Annotated in this window: 13 protein-coding genes; all 13 read left to right on the top strand. The window is 44.5% G+C overall.

Annotated elements, in window-relative coordinates:
- Nucleotides 1-145 precede the first annotated feature (145 nt).
- The 13 genes from B1A98_RS01435 to murG all read left to right on the top strand — a co-directional run bounded on the left by B1A98_RS01435 (nucleotide 146) and on the right by murG (nucleotide 15,907).
- The gene (locus B1A98_RS01435; protein ID WP_063383455.1) at nucleotides 146-1,042 is read left to right on the top strand and encodes a 2-dehydropantoate 2-reductase; all 897 of its coding nucleotides are present in this window, start codon (nucleotides 146-148) and stop codon (nucleotides 1,040-1,042) included.
- Nucleotides 1,043-1,118: 76 nt separating this feature from the next.
- The gene (gene bshC / locus B1A98_RS01440) at nucleotides 1,119-2,747 is read left to right on the top strand and encodes a bacillithiol biosynthesis cysteine-adding enzyme BshC (RefSeq protein ID WP_063383456.1); all 1,629 of its coding nucleotides are present in this window, start codon (nucleotides 1,119-1,121) and stop codon (nucleotides 2,745-2,747) included.
- A 186-nt stretch (nucleotides 2,748-2,933) separates the two neighbouring features.
- Nucleotides 2,934-3,143 (top strand): hypothetical protein, encoded by a 210-nt coding sequence (locus B1A98_RS01445; protein WP_063383457.1) that lies wholly within the window; start codon nucleotides 2,934-2,936, stop codon nucleotides 3,141-3,143.
- The gene (gene mraZ / locus B1A98_RS01450; RefSeq protein WP_063383458.1) at nucleotides 3,130-3,561 is read left to right on the top strand and encodes a division/cell wall cluster transcriptional repressor MraZ; all 432 of its coding nucleotides are present in this window, start codon (nucleotides 3,130-3,132) and stop codon (nucleotides 3,559-3,561) included. The genes B1A98_RS01445 and mraZ overlap by 14 nt, the downstream gene beginning before the upstream one ends.
- A 22-nt stretch (nucleotides 3,562-3,583) precedes the next feature.
- Complete coding sequence (gene rsmH / locus B1A98_RS01455; protein WP_063383459.1) at nucleotides 3,584-4,522, top strand: 16S rRNA (cytosine(1402)-N(4))-methyltransferase RsmH; 939 nt, start codon at nucleotides 3,584-3,586, stop codon at nucleotides 4,520-4,522.
- 14 nt (nucleotides 4,523-4,536) lie between these two features.
- Entirely contained in the window at nucleotides 4,537-4,893 is a 357-nt protein-coding gene (gene ftsL / locus B1A98_RS01460; protein ID WP_063383460.1) for a cell division protein FtsL, read from the top strand.
- On the top strand, nucleotides 4,890-7,139 hold the full coding sequence (locus tag B1A98_RS01465) for a penicillin-binding protein (RefSeq protein ID WP_063383461.1): 2,250 nt from the start codon (nucleotides 4,890-4,892) through the stop codon (nucleotides 7,137-7,139). Before ftsL ends, B1A98_RS01465 begins: the two co-directional genes overlap by 4 nt.
- A 90-nt stretch (nucleotides 7,140-7,229) precedes the next feature.
- On the top strand, nucleotides 7,230-9,146 hold the full coding sequence (locus B1A98_RS01470; protein WP_063383462.1) for a stage V sporulation protein D: 1,917 nt from the start codon (nucleotides 7,230-7,232) through the stop codon (nucleotides 9,144-9,146).
- 252 nt (nucleotides 9,147-9,398) lie between these two features.
- Complete coding sequence (locus tag B1A98_RS01475) at nucleotides 9,399-10,877, top strand: UDP-N-acetylmuramoyl-L-alanyl-D-glutamate--2,6-diaminopimelate ligase (protein ID WP_063383463.1); 1,479 nt, start codon at nucleotides 9,399-9,401, stop codon at nucleotides 10,875-10,877.
- Between the two features lies 1 nt (nucleotide 10,878).
- Nucleotides 10,879-11,853, top strand: a complete 975-nt coding sequence (mraY, locus tag B1A98_RS01480) for a phospho-N-acetylmuramoyl-pentapeptide-transferase (RefSeq protein WP_063383464.1) — start codon at nucleotides 10,879-10,881, stop codon at nucleotides 11,851-11,853.
- The gene (murD, locus tag B1A98_RS01485; RefSeq protein WP_063383465.1) at nucleotides 11,854-13,206 is read left to right on the top strand and encodes a UDP-N-acetylmuramoyl-L-alanine--D-glutamate ligase; all 1,353 of its coding nucleotides are present in this window, start codon (nucleotides 11,854-11,856) and stop codon (nucleotides 13,204-13,206) included.
- 69 nt (nucleotides 13,207-13,275) lie between these two features.
- The gene (gene spoVE / locus B1A98_RS01490) at nucleotides 13,276-14,376 is read left to right on the top strand and encodes a stage V sporulation protein E (protein WP_063383466.1); all 1,101 of its coding nucleotides are present in this window, start codon (nucleotides 13,276-13,278) and stop codon (nucleotides 14,374-14,376) included.
- A gap of 436 nt (nucleotides 14,377-14,812) precedes the next feature.
- Nucleotides 14,813-15,907 carry an undecaprenyldiphospho-muramoylpentapeptide beta-N-acetylglucosaminyltransferase gene (gene murG / locus B1A98_RS01495; RefSeq protein WP_063383467.1) on the top strand — a complete coding sequence of 365 codons (1,095 nt, stop codon included), beginning with the start codon at nucleotides 14,813-14,815 and terminating at the stop codon, nucleotides 15,905-15,907.
- Nucleotides 15,908-15,978: the final 71 nt, after the last annotated feature.

Consider the following 15,978-nt stretch of genomic DNA (forward strand, 5'->3'; position numbering starts at 1 on the left):
TAAAATATGAAATTTTAGTAAGCTAATATTTATACCTATTATATAATAGAAAAGAATAGAAATGAATACCTACGATTGGGAACGCTTTCAATTTGGGGGATTTACTTAAAAAGTCATTCATTTTTTGTGAAAGGGGTAAAACAAGGTGAAAGTCGGCATCATCGGGGGCGGAGCGGTTGGGCTTTTTTTTGCAGCAAGCTTGTCGCAATGGTTTCCTGTTACAGTGTTTACTAGAACACAAGAACAAGCCCATACAATTCAGACAAAAGGGATAAAGGTTGAGGAGGCGGGAGAACTATCGGTTCGTTTTCCTGAAGCTGCTCCAATGGATCAGTTTTCACGGTATGCAATGGATTGCATATTTATTGCTGTGAAGCAGTATCAGCTTCCGGCAATTCTAGAAAGGCTGACAGAGAGCAGCGTGTCCCCGGCGCTTATCTTCCTGCAAAATGGAATGAGCCACTTAACTGTTTTGAAGACTCTTCCTCATCAGCATCTATATGTAGCGGCAGTGGAGCATGGAGTTCTTAAATCGGACACCGCTGATATCCATGTCCGCGGGCGCGGCCAAACGAAGATAGCGGTGTTTAGGGGAGATGAGCGGGCAATCTCTGCTATTGTTGAACAGGCGGCTCCCAGCTTTCCATTTGAATGGAAGGCTGATTATGAGTCGATGCTGCTTGGAAAAATGGCGGCTAATTCGGTTATTAATCCGTTGACGGCTGTTTTGCGGGTGACGAATGGCGAGCTCATCAGCAACCCTTACTATTTAAAAATGGCTAAAACGATTTACCGGGAATTTTCGTCTGTCTTTGCCAATAAACTGAGTGCAGGTGCGTGGGAGGAGATTGTGCATATTTGCCGGAAAACTGCCCCGAATCGTTCGTCTATGCTAAAAGACATCGAGTCTAAGCGTCCTACTGAGGTCGATGCGATTCTTGGGTATGTTCTCTCACAAGCAGCCGAAAAAGATCTGAAACTGCCGGCATTACAGGCTTTATATTATATGATTAAAGGATTGGAATACAAAGAGGCAGAGTGAAGCGCAAGATTGTTCCTTTTTCGAGATAAATGATATACTCAAACAAGTAAAATGTGCGAAGAAAGGAAGTACATATATGGAGTTGGAATCACTTTCCGTTCCTGCAATTAACCGATTTGCTTCTCTCTATTTAAAGCAGGAAGCACCGGTGACTGACTTTTTTCATTATAATCTGTCTGCTGGCACGGTTTATGAAGAAAGGGCGGCTGACTTGCAGGCACGTACTTACCAAAGAGGGCCTCTTGCCGCATGCATTGAGGCGTATATGAAACCTTTTGCTTTTTCTGAAGAGGTAGCCGCTTCTTTGGAAAAGCTCAGAGATGAACGCTCTGCTGTTGTGATTGGCGGCCAGCAGGCGGGTTTATTGACAGGTCCGCTTTATACGATTTATAAAATTGTTTCAATTATTAAGTTAGCGCAGCAGCAAGAAAGCGAGTTGGGCATCCCGGTTGTTCCGGTTTTCTGGATTGCCGGCGAAGATCATGATTTTCTTGAAGTTAATCATGTGTATGTGGAACGTGAATCATCTATCGAAAAGCTTACTTATCCTGAACGAATAACCGGAAAGAAAATGGTGTCCGATATTCTGTATGATAAGGAGCACATGAAAGGCTGGATCAAGAAGGTCTTTGCGAATTTTGGAGAAACAGATTATACGAAACAACTGCTTATGCATGTTTGTGAAGAAGCAGAGGCTGCTTCTTCAGTGACTGAGTTTTTCAGCCGGCTTGTTCATTCATTGTTCCATCGATATGGGCTGTTAGTCATCGATTCCGCCTTCAAACCTCTGCGAGAGCTTGAAAAGCCATTTTTCAAGCAACTGATTGAGCAGGCGGAGGTCATTACTGAGGCAGTTCACCGTGAGCAGAAGGTCATGGCCGGCCTCGAATTTAATCAGATGATTGAGCTGTCCGCTTCTGCTGCTAATTTATTTCTTTATGAGAATGAAGAAAGAGTTCTGCTGGAGTATGATGGCGAGACAAAGCGATTTTCCAGTAAAGATGGCGTCATTCAATATGAAAAAGCCGAATTGCTTAATTTGCTGGAAAGAGAACCGGAAAAATTCAGCAACAATGTCGTTACCCGTCCGCTTATGCAAGAATGGCTGTTTCCGACGCTCGCTTTTATTGCGGGACCAGGGGAAATTGCCTACTGGGCAGAATTAAAAGCAGCATTTGAACAGCTTGATATGAAAATGCCGCCGATTGAGGCCCGCTTGAATATGACTCTTGTGGAAAGAGGAGTTGTTCGGTCTTTAGAAGAGCTTCACGTTCCTCTCGATGTAGCTGTCCGGGAGGGAATCGAAGCGCCTAAAGAGCGATTTTGGCATTCGGTCAGGGATGACCACTTCCATGAAATGATTGAGGGAGTTGAACAATCCTTAATGGCCCAGTACGATGAACTGGAAAAGCGTGCTCAGAACCTTCATCAAGAAACCGTGCCCGTAATCTTAAAAAATCGTGAGTTTCATTTGAAGCAGCTCGCGTTTTTAACACGTAAAACAGATGAAATGATTCAGCGCCGTCATGAAGTCGTATTGAATAAATATGAGAAGCTGCAAAATGCGCTCAGGCCGTTAGGCTCCCCGCAAGAACGGATTCGGAACGTATATGAATATTTAAATAAATACGGCCCGGATTTTGTTCATGAACTTATGGAATTCGATTTTCCTTTTACAGGAAAGCATTACTTGGTGAAAATATAACAGTTCTTGCATCATACTGATGATGGTTTTTAGCTTTTTTGACTCCTTTAAAGGAGTGCCCGCTTATCATGCGGAGAAAGCCGGACTAAGAGATCGTTTCTGCGGTCTTTTAGGTCCGGTTTTTTTATATCCGTGAAAATCCTTCAATTTTCATAAAAACCATGTCGTTTTTGGAAGTAAATGTTTATGGAGGATGAAATTTCACCTTTGTCCATAGAACCTTTCAACAGTCTTGTAGAAAAAAAGCCTTTTGGAGCAGAAAGCATCGAACGAAAAAAGCCGCTAGCAAGAAGGGAATTATTCCTCTTTGGAGAATTGAAAAATAGTGGAGATAAGTGGGAGGTTGTGGTACAGTTAGGATTGGAAGTGGAGGGAATAGGGTATGTTCATGGGTGAATACCATCATCATATTGATGCAAAGGGCCGATTGATCATACCTGTAAAGCTGCGTGAGCGCTTAGGGGAAACATTTGTGCTTACGCGCGGACTGGACCAGTGTTTGTTTGGCTATCCGCTGGAAGAGTGGCAAGTGCTTGAAGAAAAGCTGAAGGCTCTGCCGCTGGCTAAGAAGGACGCCCGTGCTTTTATGCGTTTTTTCTTCTCAGGCGCCAATGATTGCGAGCTTGACAAACAAGGCAGGGTTAATATTCCAGCGACACTTTCTAACTATGCCGGCCTTGAGAAAGAATGCGTGATTCTTGGCGTATCGAACCGCATTGAGATTTGGAGCCGGCCGATATGGGAAGACTACTTTAAAGAATCACAGGAATCCTTCTCGGAAATTGCCGAAAAGATGATTGACTTTGATATCTAGAATTTGAATGGAATGGTGACAGATGAATTTCGAACATACAACTGTACTGTTAAAGGAAACAGTAGAAGGGCTGAATATTCAACCAGACGGCGTTTATGTCGATTGCACGCTTGGCGGAGCAGGACATAGTGAATATCTTCTGTCGCTGCTTGGTGATAAAGGCAAGCTGTATGCTTTTGACCAAGATGAAACAGCTATTCGCCATGCGGCAGAGAGGTTGAGCCGCTTTGGAGACAAGGTGACATTTATTAAGAGTAATTTTAAGTATATAAAAGAAGAGCTTGCGCGGCTGCAGGTCGATAAAGTAGACGGCATCTTATATGATCTTGGTGTTTCTTCCCCTCAGCTTGATACACCGGAAAGAGGGTTTAGTTATCATCATGATGCACCGCTCGATATGAGAATGGATTTAACGGGCGGCGTGAGTGCCTATGATGTGGTTAATCACTGGGAGTATGCGGATCTGGTAAGGATTTTCTTCCAATACGGGGAGGAGAAGTTTTCTAAGCAGATTGCCCGCAAAATTGAGGCAGCCCGCGAAGAAAAACCAATTGAAACAACGGGCGAGCTAGTCGAATTAATTAAGGAAGGCATTCCGGCTCCTGCCCGCAGAAAGGGAGGCCATCCGGCCAAGCGGATCTTTCAGGCGATTCGCATTGCTGTAAATGATGAATTGCGTGTGTTCGAAGAGTCTTTAAAAACATCGATCGAACTGCTGAATCCTAAAGGACGGATCAGTGTCATTACCTTCCACTCGCTTGAAGACCGCATTTGCAAAACGATTTTTAAAGAAGCAAGCCAAGGGCCGGATCTTCCTCCGGGACTGCCGGTCATTCCGGAAGAGTATCAGCCGGAATTGAAGCTGATTACCCGCAAGCCGATTTTGCCATCTGAAGAGGAACTTGAACAAAACAACCGCGCTCGATCCGCCAAGCTGCGCATCGCGGAAAAAAGAAAATAAACAGGGGTGAAAACATGAGCAATCTAGCCAGAAAACAACAAATAAGGCATGAAGAGAAAACGGCAGCGAAGCAAAAAAAGCAGCAGATTGAAAAGCGCCTGTTTACACCGGGGGAAAAATTGCTGTTTCTGTTATTTGCTTTAATGATTTGCTTTGTGGGAGCAAAGATTGTCTCCACGCAAGCGGCCCTATATGAAATAAATAAAGATATTCAAGATGTAGAAAAAGAGATTAAGGATCAGAAAAAAGTCAACCATGATCTGGAAGCGCAAGTCAGCGAAGAGAGTACATACGAAAGAATTTGGAAGCGTGCTAAAGAGCTAGGGTTGGATTTGAGTGAACAAAATATTAAGGTTGTGCAGCCGCAATGAATGAAAATCGTATGAATATGAAAAAAGGAGCAGCGATATTATTTGTAATATTCGCCCTGCTCTTTTTTGTCTTATTTGCCCGTTTTTTGATGATACAAATAACTGGAAAAGCAGACGGTCACTCTTTGAAAAATGAAGCATTGCAAAAATATTTGCGCACCGATGTACTGGAATCCAACAGAGGAACGATTTATGACCAGCATGGTTCAGTCATTGCCGAGGATGCCACATCTTTCACACTGGCGGCGATTTTAGATCCTTCCATAACGACCAATCCGAAAAAGCCGAAGCATGTGAAGGACCCAGAGAAGACGGCAGAAGTGCTGGCTAAATATATCGATATGGATAAAAGTGAAATTGAAAATCGTCTCAAGCGTTTTAAGAAAAAAGGGGCCTTTCAAGTGGAATTCGGAAAGCAAGGCCGTGATTTATCCAATAGCACAAAAAAGAAAATCGAGGCAGAGGAGCTGCCAGGGATTATTTTCTTAAGAGATTCCAAACGGTTTTATCCTAATGGCAAATTTGCTTCCCACCTAATCGGCTTTACGCAAAAGCTAGAAGAAAAACAAGGGAATCAAGTGATTCACCGCACGATCGGGCAAATGGGCATTGAAAAAGCTTATGAAAAATATTTAAGAGGAAAAGACGGAAAGATCCAATATAAGAGCGACTTATGGGGATACTTGCTTCAGGATAAAAAGCAGATGATCCAAGAGCCGGATGATGGAGATCACCTCTATTTAACGATTGATACAAAGATCCAGACATTTTTGGAAGATGCCTTGAATGACGTGGAGAAAGAGTACAAGCCAGGGAAAGCTTTTGCCCTTGTTGCTGACGCAAAGACCGGAAAAATTCTGGCAATGGGCCAGCGTCCCTCTTTCCATCCGGACACGCGCGCCGGTCTTGGAGATAACTGGAGCAATGACTTGGTAGAGTACTCTTTTGAGCCGGGCTCTACAATGAAAATCTTCACGCTGGCCTCGGCTATTGAAGAAGGTGTGTTCCATCCAAAGGAGACGTATAAATCCGGAAGATACCAAGTAGGCCGGTCGGCGATCCGCGACCATAATGGAGGCGCTGGCTGGGGAACGATCACTTATCTGGAGGGAGTACAGCGTTCTTCGAATGTAGCGATGGCTAACTTGTTGGAAAAAATGGGACCAGAAGTATTTAAGCAATATTTGGATGATTTTCACTTCGGAAAGCAAACGGGTATCCGCTTGCCTAATGAGGCGAAAGGGCAGATTTTGTACAATTATCCGCTCGAACAAGTTACCACTGCTTTCGGACAGGGAACCACGGTAACAGCGCTGCAATTAGTTCAGGCAGCTACCGCCATTACGAACGATGGAAATATGATGCGCCCTTATATCATTGATAGAATAGTAGATGATAAGACTAATCAAGCGATTGTAAAAAATAAACCGGAAAAAATAGGAGAACCCATTTCAAAAGCAACGGCTGAACAGACGAGAGAAGTTCTTAAGACCGTAACGACAGCCGAACACGGGACAGGGCGCATCTATCAAATTCAAGGATATGAAGTGGCGGGGAAGACCGGAACCGCTCAAATGCCCAATCCTGATGGCGGCTATTTGCACGGAGCAAATAACTATATCTTTTCTTTCTTAGGAATGGCGCCTGCTAAAGACCCTCAGCTTATCGTTTATGCTGCAGTTGCCCAGCCAAAGCTTGAAGGGGAATCAGGTTCCGTCCCAGTTTCGAAAATTTTCAATCCGGTGATGCGCAACAGCCTGCAGTACTTAAATATCGAGCCGAAACAAACACCGGTAGCAAAAGCGATTAAATTGAAAAGCTTTGAAGGAAAAGCAGTCAGCGAGGTTGTTAAGGAATTAAAAGGTCAACAAGTGAATCCAATCGTTATGGGAGAAGGAAAGAAAATCATTGGCCAATCCCCATCCGCTCGTTCAACTCTTTTGCAGGGAGAAAAAGTAATCTTGCAAACAGACGGACAAACAACGATGCCGAATATGGAGAATTGGTCGCTGCGTGATGTGATGAAGGCGTCGAATCTTGCTGGTCTAAAGGTGAGCTACACCGGAGAAGGCTATGTGGTCAGTCAAAATATCAAACCGGGAGCTCCGGTGAAAAAAGGCCAAAAACTGATAGTAAAGCTGATGAAGCAAAAAGAGAAAATCTTATTTGATCAGCAAGAAAAAGAACTTCAGAAAGAAGAAGGAAAGAACGACGCAGAGAAGAAAGAGGAAAAGAAAGAGACATAGAAAGCTAGCTGCCCGCGGGCAGCTAGCTTTTTTGTAATCATCGCTTTCATTTCCACATATATTGAAGGAGAGTGAGGGGAGGGGACATGCTTGAAGAGGGTTTCAGCTGTGACAATTAGAAAACGGCTTGTGTTTGCCTTGCTTGCGGGCATAACGATATTTGCGATTATCGGGCTGAGGCTTGGTTATGTGCAATTTGCTTTAGGAGACGATTTAACGGACAAGGCCCAGGATTTATGGAGCCGAAATATTCCGTTTGAGCCGGAAAGAGGAAAGATCATCGACCGGAACGGAACCGCTCTCGCAGAAAATAAAAGCGCACCGACTGTTTATGTAGTTCCGCGCCAAGTAGAAAACCCGGAGGAAGCAGCTAAAAAGCTGGCATCCGTCTTAAATATTGAGGAGAAAAAAGCTTACCTTCATTTAACCAAAAAGTCCTCTATTGAGAGAATTCATCCTGAGGGCAGAAAGATTTCGTTTGAAAAGGCCGAAGAGGTGCGCCGATTGGGAATCAAGGGCATTTATATCGCCGAAGATTCAAAAAGGCATTATCCATTTGGGAAAAGTCTGGCTCACGTTCTCGGCTTTGCCGGGATTGATAATCAGGGACTCATGGGTCTTGAGGCTTATTATGATAAGGAGTTGAGCGGGCAAAAAGGCTCAATGCGTTTTTTCTCGGACGCAAAAGGCAAGCGGATGCCGCAAATGCCTGACGGCTATGCCGCTCCCGTGGATGGATTAGATTTGAAATTAACAATCGACTCAAACATCCAGACAATTGTGGAACGGGAGCTTGATATTGCGGAGGCAAAATATGAGCCGGACGGAGCGATTGCTATCGCAATGAATCCAAATAATGGTGAGATATTGGCAATGGCCAGCCGTCCTTCCTTCAATCCTGAGAAATTCCAAAAAGTTTCCCCGGAAATTTATAACCGTAATTTACCAATTTGGAGCACGTATGAACCAGGCTCTACATTCAAGATTATTACGCTGGCCGCCGCTCTTGAAGAAAAGAAAGTCGATTTATATAAAGATCACTTCCATGATCCCGGCTCAGTAGAAGTGGGAGGGGCCAGGCTTCGCTGCTGGAAAAGAGGAGGTCATGGACACCAGTCTTTCTTGGAAGTCGTTGAAAATTCCTGCAACCCGGGATTTGTAGAATTGGGCGACCGTCTAGGCAAAGAGAAGCTATTTCAATATGTCCGCAACTTCGGCTTTGGCCAGAAAACAGGCATCGATTTACAGGGAGAAGGCAAGGGAATCCTGTTCAATATGGATAAAGTCGGTCCGGTGGAGCAGGCGACTACGGCTTTCGGACAAGGCGTAGCTGTCACACCGATCCAGCAAGTCACCGCTGTTTCAGCCGCTGTTAACGGTGGGATTCTGTACCAGCCGTACGTAGCGAAAGAGCTCGTTAATTCGGCGACAGGGGAAGTGGTGAAGAAAAAGGCGCCCGTTGCCAAGCGGCGCGTAATTTCAGCCGAAACCTCAAGGAAAATCCGCTTTGCCCTTGAAAGTGTCGTAGCCAGAGGAACCGGCCGGAATGCGTTTGTGGAAGGCTATCGTGTAGGAGGAAAAACCGGAACAGCCCAAAAAGCTAAAAACGGACGATACCTTGAAAATAATCATATTGTTTCGTTTATCGGTGTTGCACCGGCTGATCAGCCGCAAATCGTTGTTTACACAGCCATTGACAACCCAAAAGGGACCATTCAATTTGGCGGAACAGTCGCTGCTCCAATCGTTGGGAAGATTATGGAGGATAGCCTGCAGGTACTCAATGTGTCTCCGCGCAAGAAGCAAATCGAAAAGGAAACACAATGGACGGACCCGCAGATTATAGCAGTTCCTAATTTTAAAGGCATGGATAAAAAAGACCTTTCCCAGCAGCTTTATAACTTTAAGCTGGAGGTAGAGGGAAGCGGCCGGAAAGTAGTTCAACAATCACCAGAGGCAGGCTCGAAGGTAGAAGCTGGATCGACGATCAGGTTATTTATGCATTAAGCCTTCGGCAGAAGGTTGCAGAAGAAAAAATATTTTTTCCCGCCGCTTTTATCGGCGGGTCTTTCGTTTATTTAACAGGAAATATAAAATCATGACTAAAAAATCATGCAAAAAACAGAATTTGTGGTAACATGGTCGTTGTGATTTTTTCTGAAAAGAAGTCGCATCCTTCTCTTTTTTTAGTTAAAATAGTAAATGTCTTTGCTTAAATAACAATACATACCAGAAGCTGTACGGAAAGGATTGAAAAAAGTGAATCTATCAGACTTATTAAAGTCGCTGCCTTTTTATAAATTATCCAACGCATCAAATCCAGAAATTTTATCTGTAGAGAACGACCATCGCCAAGTGCAGGAAGGGTCTTTATTTATTTGCATTAAAGGATATACATTTGATGGGCACACGGTAGCGCAGGAAGCAGTGAACAGAGGGGCTAGAGCTGTACTGGCAGAGCAGCCTGTCGAGGTGGAAGGAGCTCCTGTGATTACGGTTGCCGATACGAAAAGAGCCATGGCTGTCCTCGCTGATGTTTATTATGGGTCACCGACTGCGGGGATGCAGCTTGTCGGCATTACCGGTACAAATGGAAAGACGACGACGAGCCACCTTTTAGCCGAGATTTATAAAGAAGCAGGTGAAAAAACCGGTCTGATCGGGACGATGTATATGAAGATTGGGGAAGAGGTGCTCCATACCAAAAATACCACTCCCGAAAGCCTCACATTGCAAAAAACCTTTAAGAAAATGAGAGACGAAGGCGTTTCAGCCGCTGTTATGGAGGTTTCCTCCCATGCATTAGTTGAGGGCAGAGTATGGGGATGTGACTATGACGTTGCAGTTTTTACCAATTTGACGCAAGATCACCTGGACTATCATCATACAATGGAAGAGTACCGGCGCGCAAAAGGGCTGCTGTTTGCCCAGTTAGGCAATGTGTATTCAACTGACAGACCCAAGTTTGCTGTGCTGAACGCAGATGAAGAAGCATCTGACTTTTACAAAAAAGAAACAGCTGCCCATATTGTGACTTATGGAATTGATAAAGAAGCGATGTTTCGGGCGACAGATGTGCAGCTAACATCTGATGGAACCACCTTTCTGCTCACATATCCAGAAGGTGAAAGAAAGGTTAAAACCAAGCTTGCCGGAAAATTTAATGTGTACAATGTGCTGGCTGCTTTGACAGCTGCCTGTGCATCTGGAGTAGATGTAGAGACAGCGATTCGGGCGCTTGAACGGATCGATGGGGTGGCGGGCCGCTTTGAGCTTGTCACAAACGATCAGGGCATCACTGTGATCGTCGATTATGCCCATACACCTGACAGTCTCGTTAATGTGCTAAAAACTGTGCAGCCGCTAACTTCAGGTCGTGTATTTGCACTTGTCGGCTGCGGAGGCGACCGGGACCGGACCAAACGTCCGCTAATGGCTCAAGCCGCATGTGAGTATGCCACTAACCCGGTCTTTACATCAGATAACCCGCGGAGTGAGGACCCGGCGGCAATCTTGCGCGATATGGAAGCTGGAGTAGCCGGAAAAAGCTATAAAGTTATCCTGGACCGGAAAGAGGCCATTTTTCATGCGATCCGGGAGGCGGAGGTTGGAGATGCTGTGATTATAGCTGGAAAAGGGCATGAAACCTATCAGATTATCGGCGATAAGATTCTCGATTTTGATGACCGGGAAGTTGCCAAAGCGGCGCTCAGCAGCCGGAAGAAAGAGGCGAATTAATATGCTGGAAAGAGATGTATTTTTAACGATGTTTATGGCTTTTTTCATTACTGTAATGATCGCGCCAATGTTCATTCCTTTTTTGCGGAGATTGAAATTTGGCCAGAGCATACGTGAGGAAGGACCGGAATCACACCAGAAAAAATCGGGTACACCAACGATGGGCGGCATCGTCTTCCTGTTGGCTATTATTATTACCACGTTGTTTATGACCCAAATTTATGCAGACATTGGAACCGAGACGCTGCTATTGCTGCTTGTGACGGTTGGCTTCGGTTTGCTCGGTTTTCTTGATGACTTTATTAAAGTGGTGATGAAGCGGAATCTGGGGCTGACATCAAAGCAAAAGCTTGCCGGCCAAATTGTTATTTCCGTTCTATTTTATATTATTTATGCAAAAAACAACTTATCTACTGAATTAACGATCCCGTTAACCGATCTATCATTTGATATAGGCATTTTATATGCCGCATTCGTTCTTTTTTGGCTTGTCGGTTTTTCAAATGCAGCAAATTTAACAGATGGGCTGGATGGACTTGTGTCAGGTACATCGGCTATCGCCTTTGGCGCATTTGCGGTCCTCGCCTGGAACCAAGGACTGGATGAAACAGCGATTTTCTCTTTTGCTGTAGTGGGTGCTGTACTTGGTTTTCTAGTGTTTAACGCTAATCCGGCAAAAGTATTTATGGGAGATACGGGATCGCTTGCTCTTGGAGGAGCCATCGCCGCTATTTCCATCTTAACTAAATTTGAATTTCTGCTACTGGTCATTGGCGCTGTTTTCGTTGCTGAAACGCTCTCGGTGATCATTCAGGTAATTTCTTTTAAAACAACAGGTAAACGTGTGTTCCGCATGAGTCCGCTTCATCATCATTTTGAGCTGGGCGGATGGTCAGAGTGGCGGGTAGTAGTGACATTTTGGACGGTCGGCGTGCTTTGTGCTATGATCGGAATTTATATCGGAGCGTGGATTTAAGTGAAAACAATAACAGATTTTCAGCATAAAAAAGTTCTTGTGCTAGGGCTGGCCAAAAGCGGTGTCAGCGCAGCGCAGCTCTTGCATAAATTAGGGGCTTTCGTTACGGTTAATGACCGGAAGCCTTTAAATGAAAACCCTGAAGCCCAGCACTTGCTGGAGCAGGGAATTAAAGTAATTTGCGGGAGCCATCCCATTGAATTGCTTGATGAAGGATTTGAAGTGATCGTTAAAAATCCCGGAATTCCTTACCATAACCCGCTCGTTGCCGGAGCGGCGGCGAAAGGCATTCCTGTGCTGACTGAAATTGAGCTTGCATACTTAATTTCAGAGGCGCCGTTTATTGGGATTACCGGTACGAATGGAAAGACAACGACCACCACATTGATTCATGAAATGTTTAAGGCAGACAAGAAGCAGGCCGTACTTGCCGGAAATATCGGGCAGGTAGCGTCAGAAGTAGTCCAAAACGCACAGCCGGAAGATTACGTCGTTATTGAGCTGTCTTCGTTTCAACTGCTCGGTATAAACAAATTCCAGCCGCATATTGCGATTATTACTAATCTGTACGACGCTCATTTGGACTATCACGGAACGAGAGAAGAGTATGCCAAAGCCAAATTAAACATTACGAAGAACCAAACAGAAAATGATTTTTTGATTGTGAATGCAGATCAGCCTCATTTGATGAAGCTTGCTGAAACAACGAAAGCAACAATCATCCCTTTTTCTACGAAATCTGTTCTGGAGGAGGGAGCTTGTGTACAGGATGGGTACATTACTTTCCGGGGCGAGAAAATAATGGCCCTTGCGGAAGTAGCACTACCTGGTGCTCATAATTTAGAGAATATCCTTGCTTCTGTATCGGCAGCTAAATTGGCCAATCGGACAAATGAAGCTATCCAAGCGGTATTGGCGACTTTTTCCGGAGTGAAACACCGCACGCAATTTGTCCGCGAGTGGAAGGGAAGAAGATTTTACAACGACTCGAAAGCAACTAATACACTGGCTACGAAAAGTGCATTATCCGCTTTTAATCAGCCGATTATTCTTTTGGCCGGCGGATTGGACAGAGGCAATGGGTTCGATGATTTAATTCCCTATATGAAGAATGTCAAGGCAGCAGTAGTGTTTGGTGAAACAGCTGACAAGCTTGCTGAGACAGCCGGGAAAGCCGGAGTGCAAGAAGTGGCCAAGACAGATACCATGCAGGAGGCGGTGCGGGCAGCTTATGAAGCTTCTGCAGAAGGAGACGTTATTTTGTTATCGCCTGCTTGCGCAAGCTGGGATCAGTATAAAACTTTTGAACAGCGCGGAGATATATTTATCGAAGCTGTGCATACATTGAAATAAAGAGCTTGTCTTCTTGAAACGATCGATCGGGGGCACGCTCTGGATTCTTTGAATTAGAGGTGTATGCCATTGCCGGTAAAGAAATTTGCTCCTGATTACTTTCTGTTGATGTTGATTTCCACGCTGCTCATGATTGGGATTACGATGGTGTACAGTGCCAGTGAAATATGGGCTGAATACAAATTTAATGACGCCTTTTTCTTTGCGAAAAGACAGCTGTTATTTGCGATAGTTGGTTACATTGCCATGATCCTGATCATGAATGTGGAGTATTGGACATGGCGACGGTTTTCAAAAGCTGCTTTGCTTGTTTGCTTTGTTCTCCTGATTCTCGTTTTAATTCCCGGCGTCGGAATGGTGAGAAACGGTTCACAAAGCTGGATTGGAGCAGGGGCGTTCTCGATTCAGCCATCGGAATTCATGAAGCTGGCTATCATTATTTTTTTGGCGGGCTATTTATCGGAAAATCAAAAGCAGATGATTTATTTTAAAAAAGGGCTATTGCCGGCGCTCGGACTTGCCTTCACTGCTTTTGGTTTGATTATGCTGCAGCCAGATCTTGGAACGGGCACGGTAATGATAGGCACCTCTCTTGTTATGATCTTTTTGTCGGGTGCCAGAATTTTTCATTTTGCGCTTATGGGAGTTGCAGGCATGGCGGGCTTTGCGGCACTGGTGATGTCGGCGCCTTACCGGATTAAGCGGATTACTTCGTTTCTTGATCCCTGGTCAGATCCGTTAGGGAGCGGCTTCCAAATCATCCAGTCGCTTTATGCCATTGGGCCCGGCGGCCTGTTCGGCCTCGGGATTGGCGGAAGCCGGCAAAAGTATTACTACCTGCCGGAGCCGCAAACTGATTTTATCTTTGCGATCTTAGCGGAGGAGCTTGGCTTTATCGGAGGAATATTTATTCTCTTGCTTTTCTCCTTGCTGTTTTGGCGCGGCATTCGGGTCGCTATTAATGCTCCTGATTTATTTGGCAGCTTCCTTGCGGCTGGAATTATTTCAATGCTGGCCATTCAAGTGATCATTAATATCGGGGTTGTTACAGGGTTAATGCCTGTAACGGGGATTACCCTTCCCTTTTTAAGTTATGGAGGATCTTCCCTCACCCTCATGCTCGCGGCATTTGGCATTTTGCTGAACATTAGCCGCTATGCCAAACGATAAAGCGCGCCAAGAAAGAGAGCGGCTTGGAATGGAGAAACCTGAATCATCAGGTTTCTTTTTTTAATTCCTGATTATTGAATGAAACAGCAAGAGTCGATCTCTCTGTTCTAATCGCGTCTTTCTGCAAAAAAATTGCGTGCTTTTTTCCCCTATCATTTGATTCTCGCTATCTATTGCTTTAATATGAGATTGCACTAGGTGACTCTAGCTAAAATAAGACGGTTGCTGAAGTCAGGAATGTAACAATTAGATGAGAATTGCTACATTTTTTTTGTTTCCTTTTCAAATCAGCGAAGTTATATTTATATAATGGGTAGATATAGTATGATAAGGAACAGCGACCTATCTTCCTTTTAAGAGAGGGAGTCAAACCTTTTGAGCCAACTATACATACACTAAAGAAGATATGCAGTGATTAATTTGAGGTGAAAAACAAATGAAAATAGTCGTTAGCGGAGGGGGAACCGGCGGTCATATTTATCCGGCCTTGGCTCTTATAAGAACAATAAAAGAAAAGCATCCTGAAACATCCTTTTTGTATATAGGAACTGAAAAGGGATTGGAATCTAAATTAGTAACAAGAGAAAGCATTCCATTTCAAGCTATTGAGATCACGGGCTTTAAACGAAGCCTTTCAATGGAAAATGTGAAAACGGTCATGCGCTTTTTAAAAGGCGTTAAAGAGTGTAAAAGAATGTTAAAGAAATTTAAGCCGGATGCTGTCATCGGCACCGGTGGTTATGTATGCGGGCCAGTTGTTTATGCCGCTGCTAAGCTTGGCATTCCAACTGTTATCCATGAACAAAACAGCGTGCCCGGTTTAACCAATAAATTTCTAAGCAAGTACGTCGATAAGGTAGCGATTTGCTTTGAAGAAGCCGGCAGCTTTTTTCCGGAGGATAAAGTTGTGCTGACAGGAAATCCGCGGGCGTCAGAAGTAGTAAATGCCAAGCCGTCCAATATTTTAACAAGCTTCGGTTTATCCCAAAACAAGAAAACGGTATTGATTTTTGGAGGAAGCAGAGGAGCGCGTCCCATTAATGAGGCAGTGGTGCAATCATTCTCTCAATTTGCCGATCGCCCTTATCAAGTGCTCTATGTAACAGGCGATGTTCATTTTGAAAAAGTCCAGCAAGAAGCAGCGGCAGCGGGAAAGCCAGAGAATGTGGCTGTCGTTCCTTTCATTCACAACATGCCTGACGTTCTTGTTGAGTGTGACCTTGTTGTTTCAAGAGCCGGCGCTACAACTTTAGCTGAGTTAACGGCCCTTGGTGTGCCCAGTATTCTGATACCAAGCCCTTATGTAACTAATAATCATCAGGAAAAAAATGCTCGGTCGCTGACGGATCATGGAGCTGCTATTATGCTGGCGGAAACAGACTTAAGTGCCGCATCGCTGCTGAAAAACCTTGATGATGTTCTGCTAAACAACAACGAATGGCGCCGAATGAAGGAAGCAGCAGCACACCTGGGCATTAAAGATGCATCGGAACGGCTGTTCTCTGTCATGCTGGAATTAGCAGATAAATAAGGACAGACAAACAATTAATGAACGCAGAAACAACAGGAAGTAAATAAAAGAGTGGTTTTTTCTTTTATCCT

This window comes from Pseudobacillus badius, from assembly GCF_002189605.1.
Lineage (GTDB): Bacteria > Bacillota > Bacilli > Bacillales > Domibacillaceae > Pseudobacillus > Pseudobacillus badius.

Excerpts from the sequence above, each read along its gene's own strand:
- bshC (WP_063383456.1), top strand. The coding sequence starts at position 1,119 with ATGGAGTTGGAATCACTTTCCGTTCCTGCAATTAACCGATTTGCTTCT.
- B1A98_RS01445 (WP_063383457.1), top strand. The coding sequence starts at position 2,934 with ATGGAGGATGAAATTTCACCTTTGTCCATAGAACCTTTCAACAGTCTT.
- mraZ (WP_063383458.1), top strand. The coding sequence starts at position 3,130 with ATGTTCATGGGTGAATACCATCATCATATTGATGCAAAGGGCCGATTG.
- rsmH (WP_063383459.1), top strand. The coding sequence starts at position 3,584 with ATGAATTTCGAACATACAACTGTACTGTTAAAGGAAACAGTAGAAGGG.
- ftsL (WP_063383460.1), top strand. The coding sequence starts at position 4,537 with ATGAGCAATCTAGCCAGAAAACAACAAATAAGGCATGAAGAGAAAACG.
- B1A98_RS01465 (WP_063383461.1), top strand. The coding sequence starts at position 4,890 with ATGAATGAAAATCGTATGAATATGAAAAAAGGAGCAGCGATATTATTT.
- mraY (WP_063383464.1), top strand. The coding sequence starts at position 10,879 with ATGCTGGAAAGAGATGTATTTTTAACGATGTTTATGGCTTTTTTCATT.
- murG (WP_063383467.1), top strand. The coding sequence starts at position 14,813 with ATGAAAATAGTCGTTAGCGGAGGGGGAACCGGCGGTCATATTTATCCG.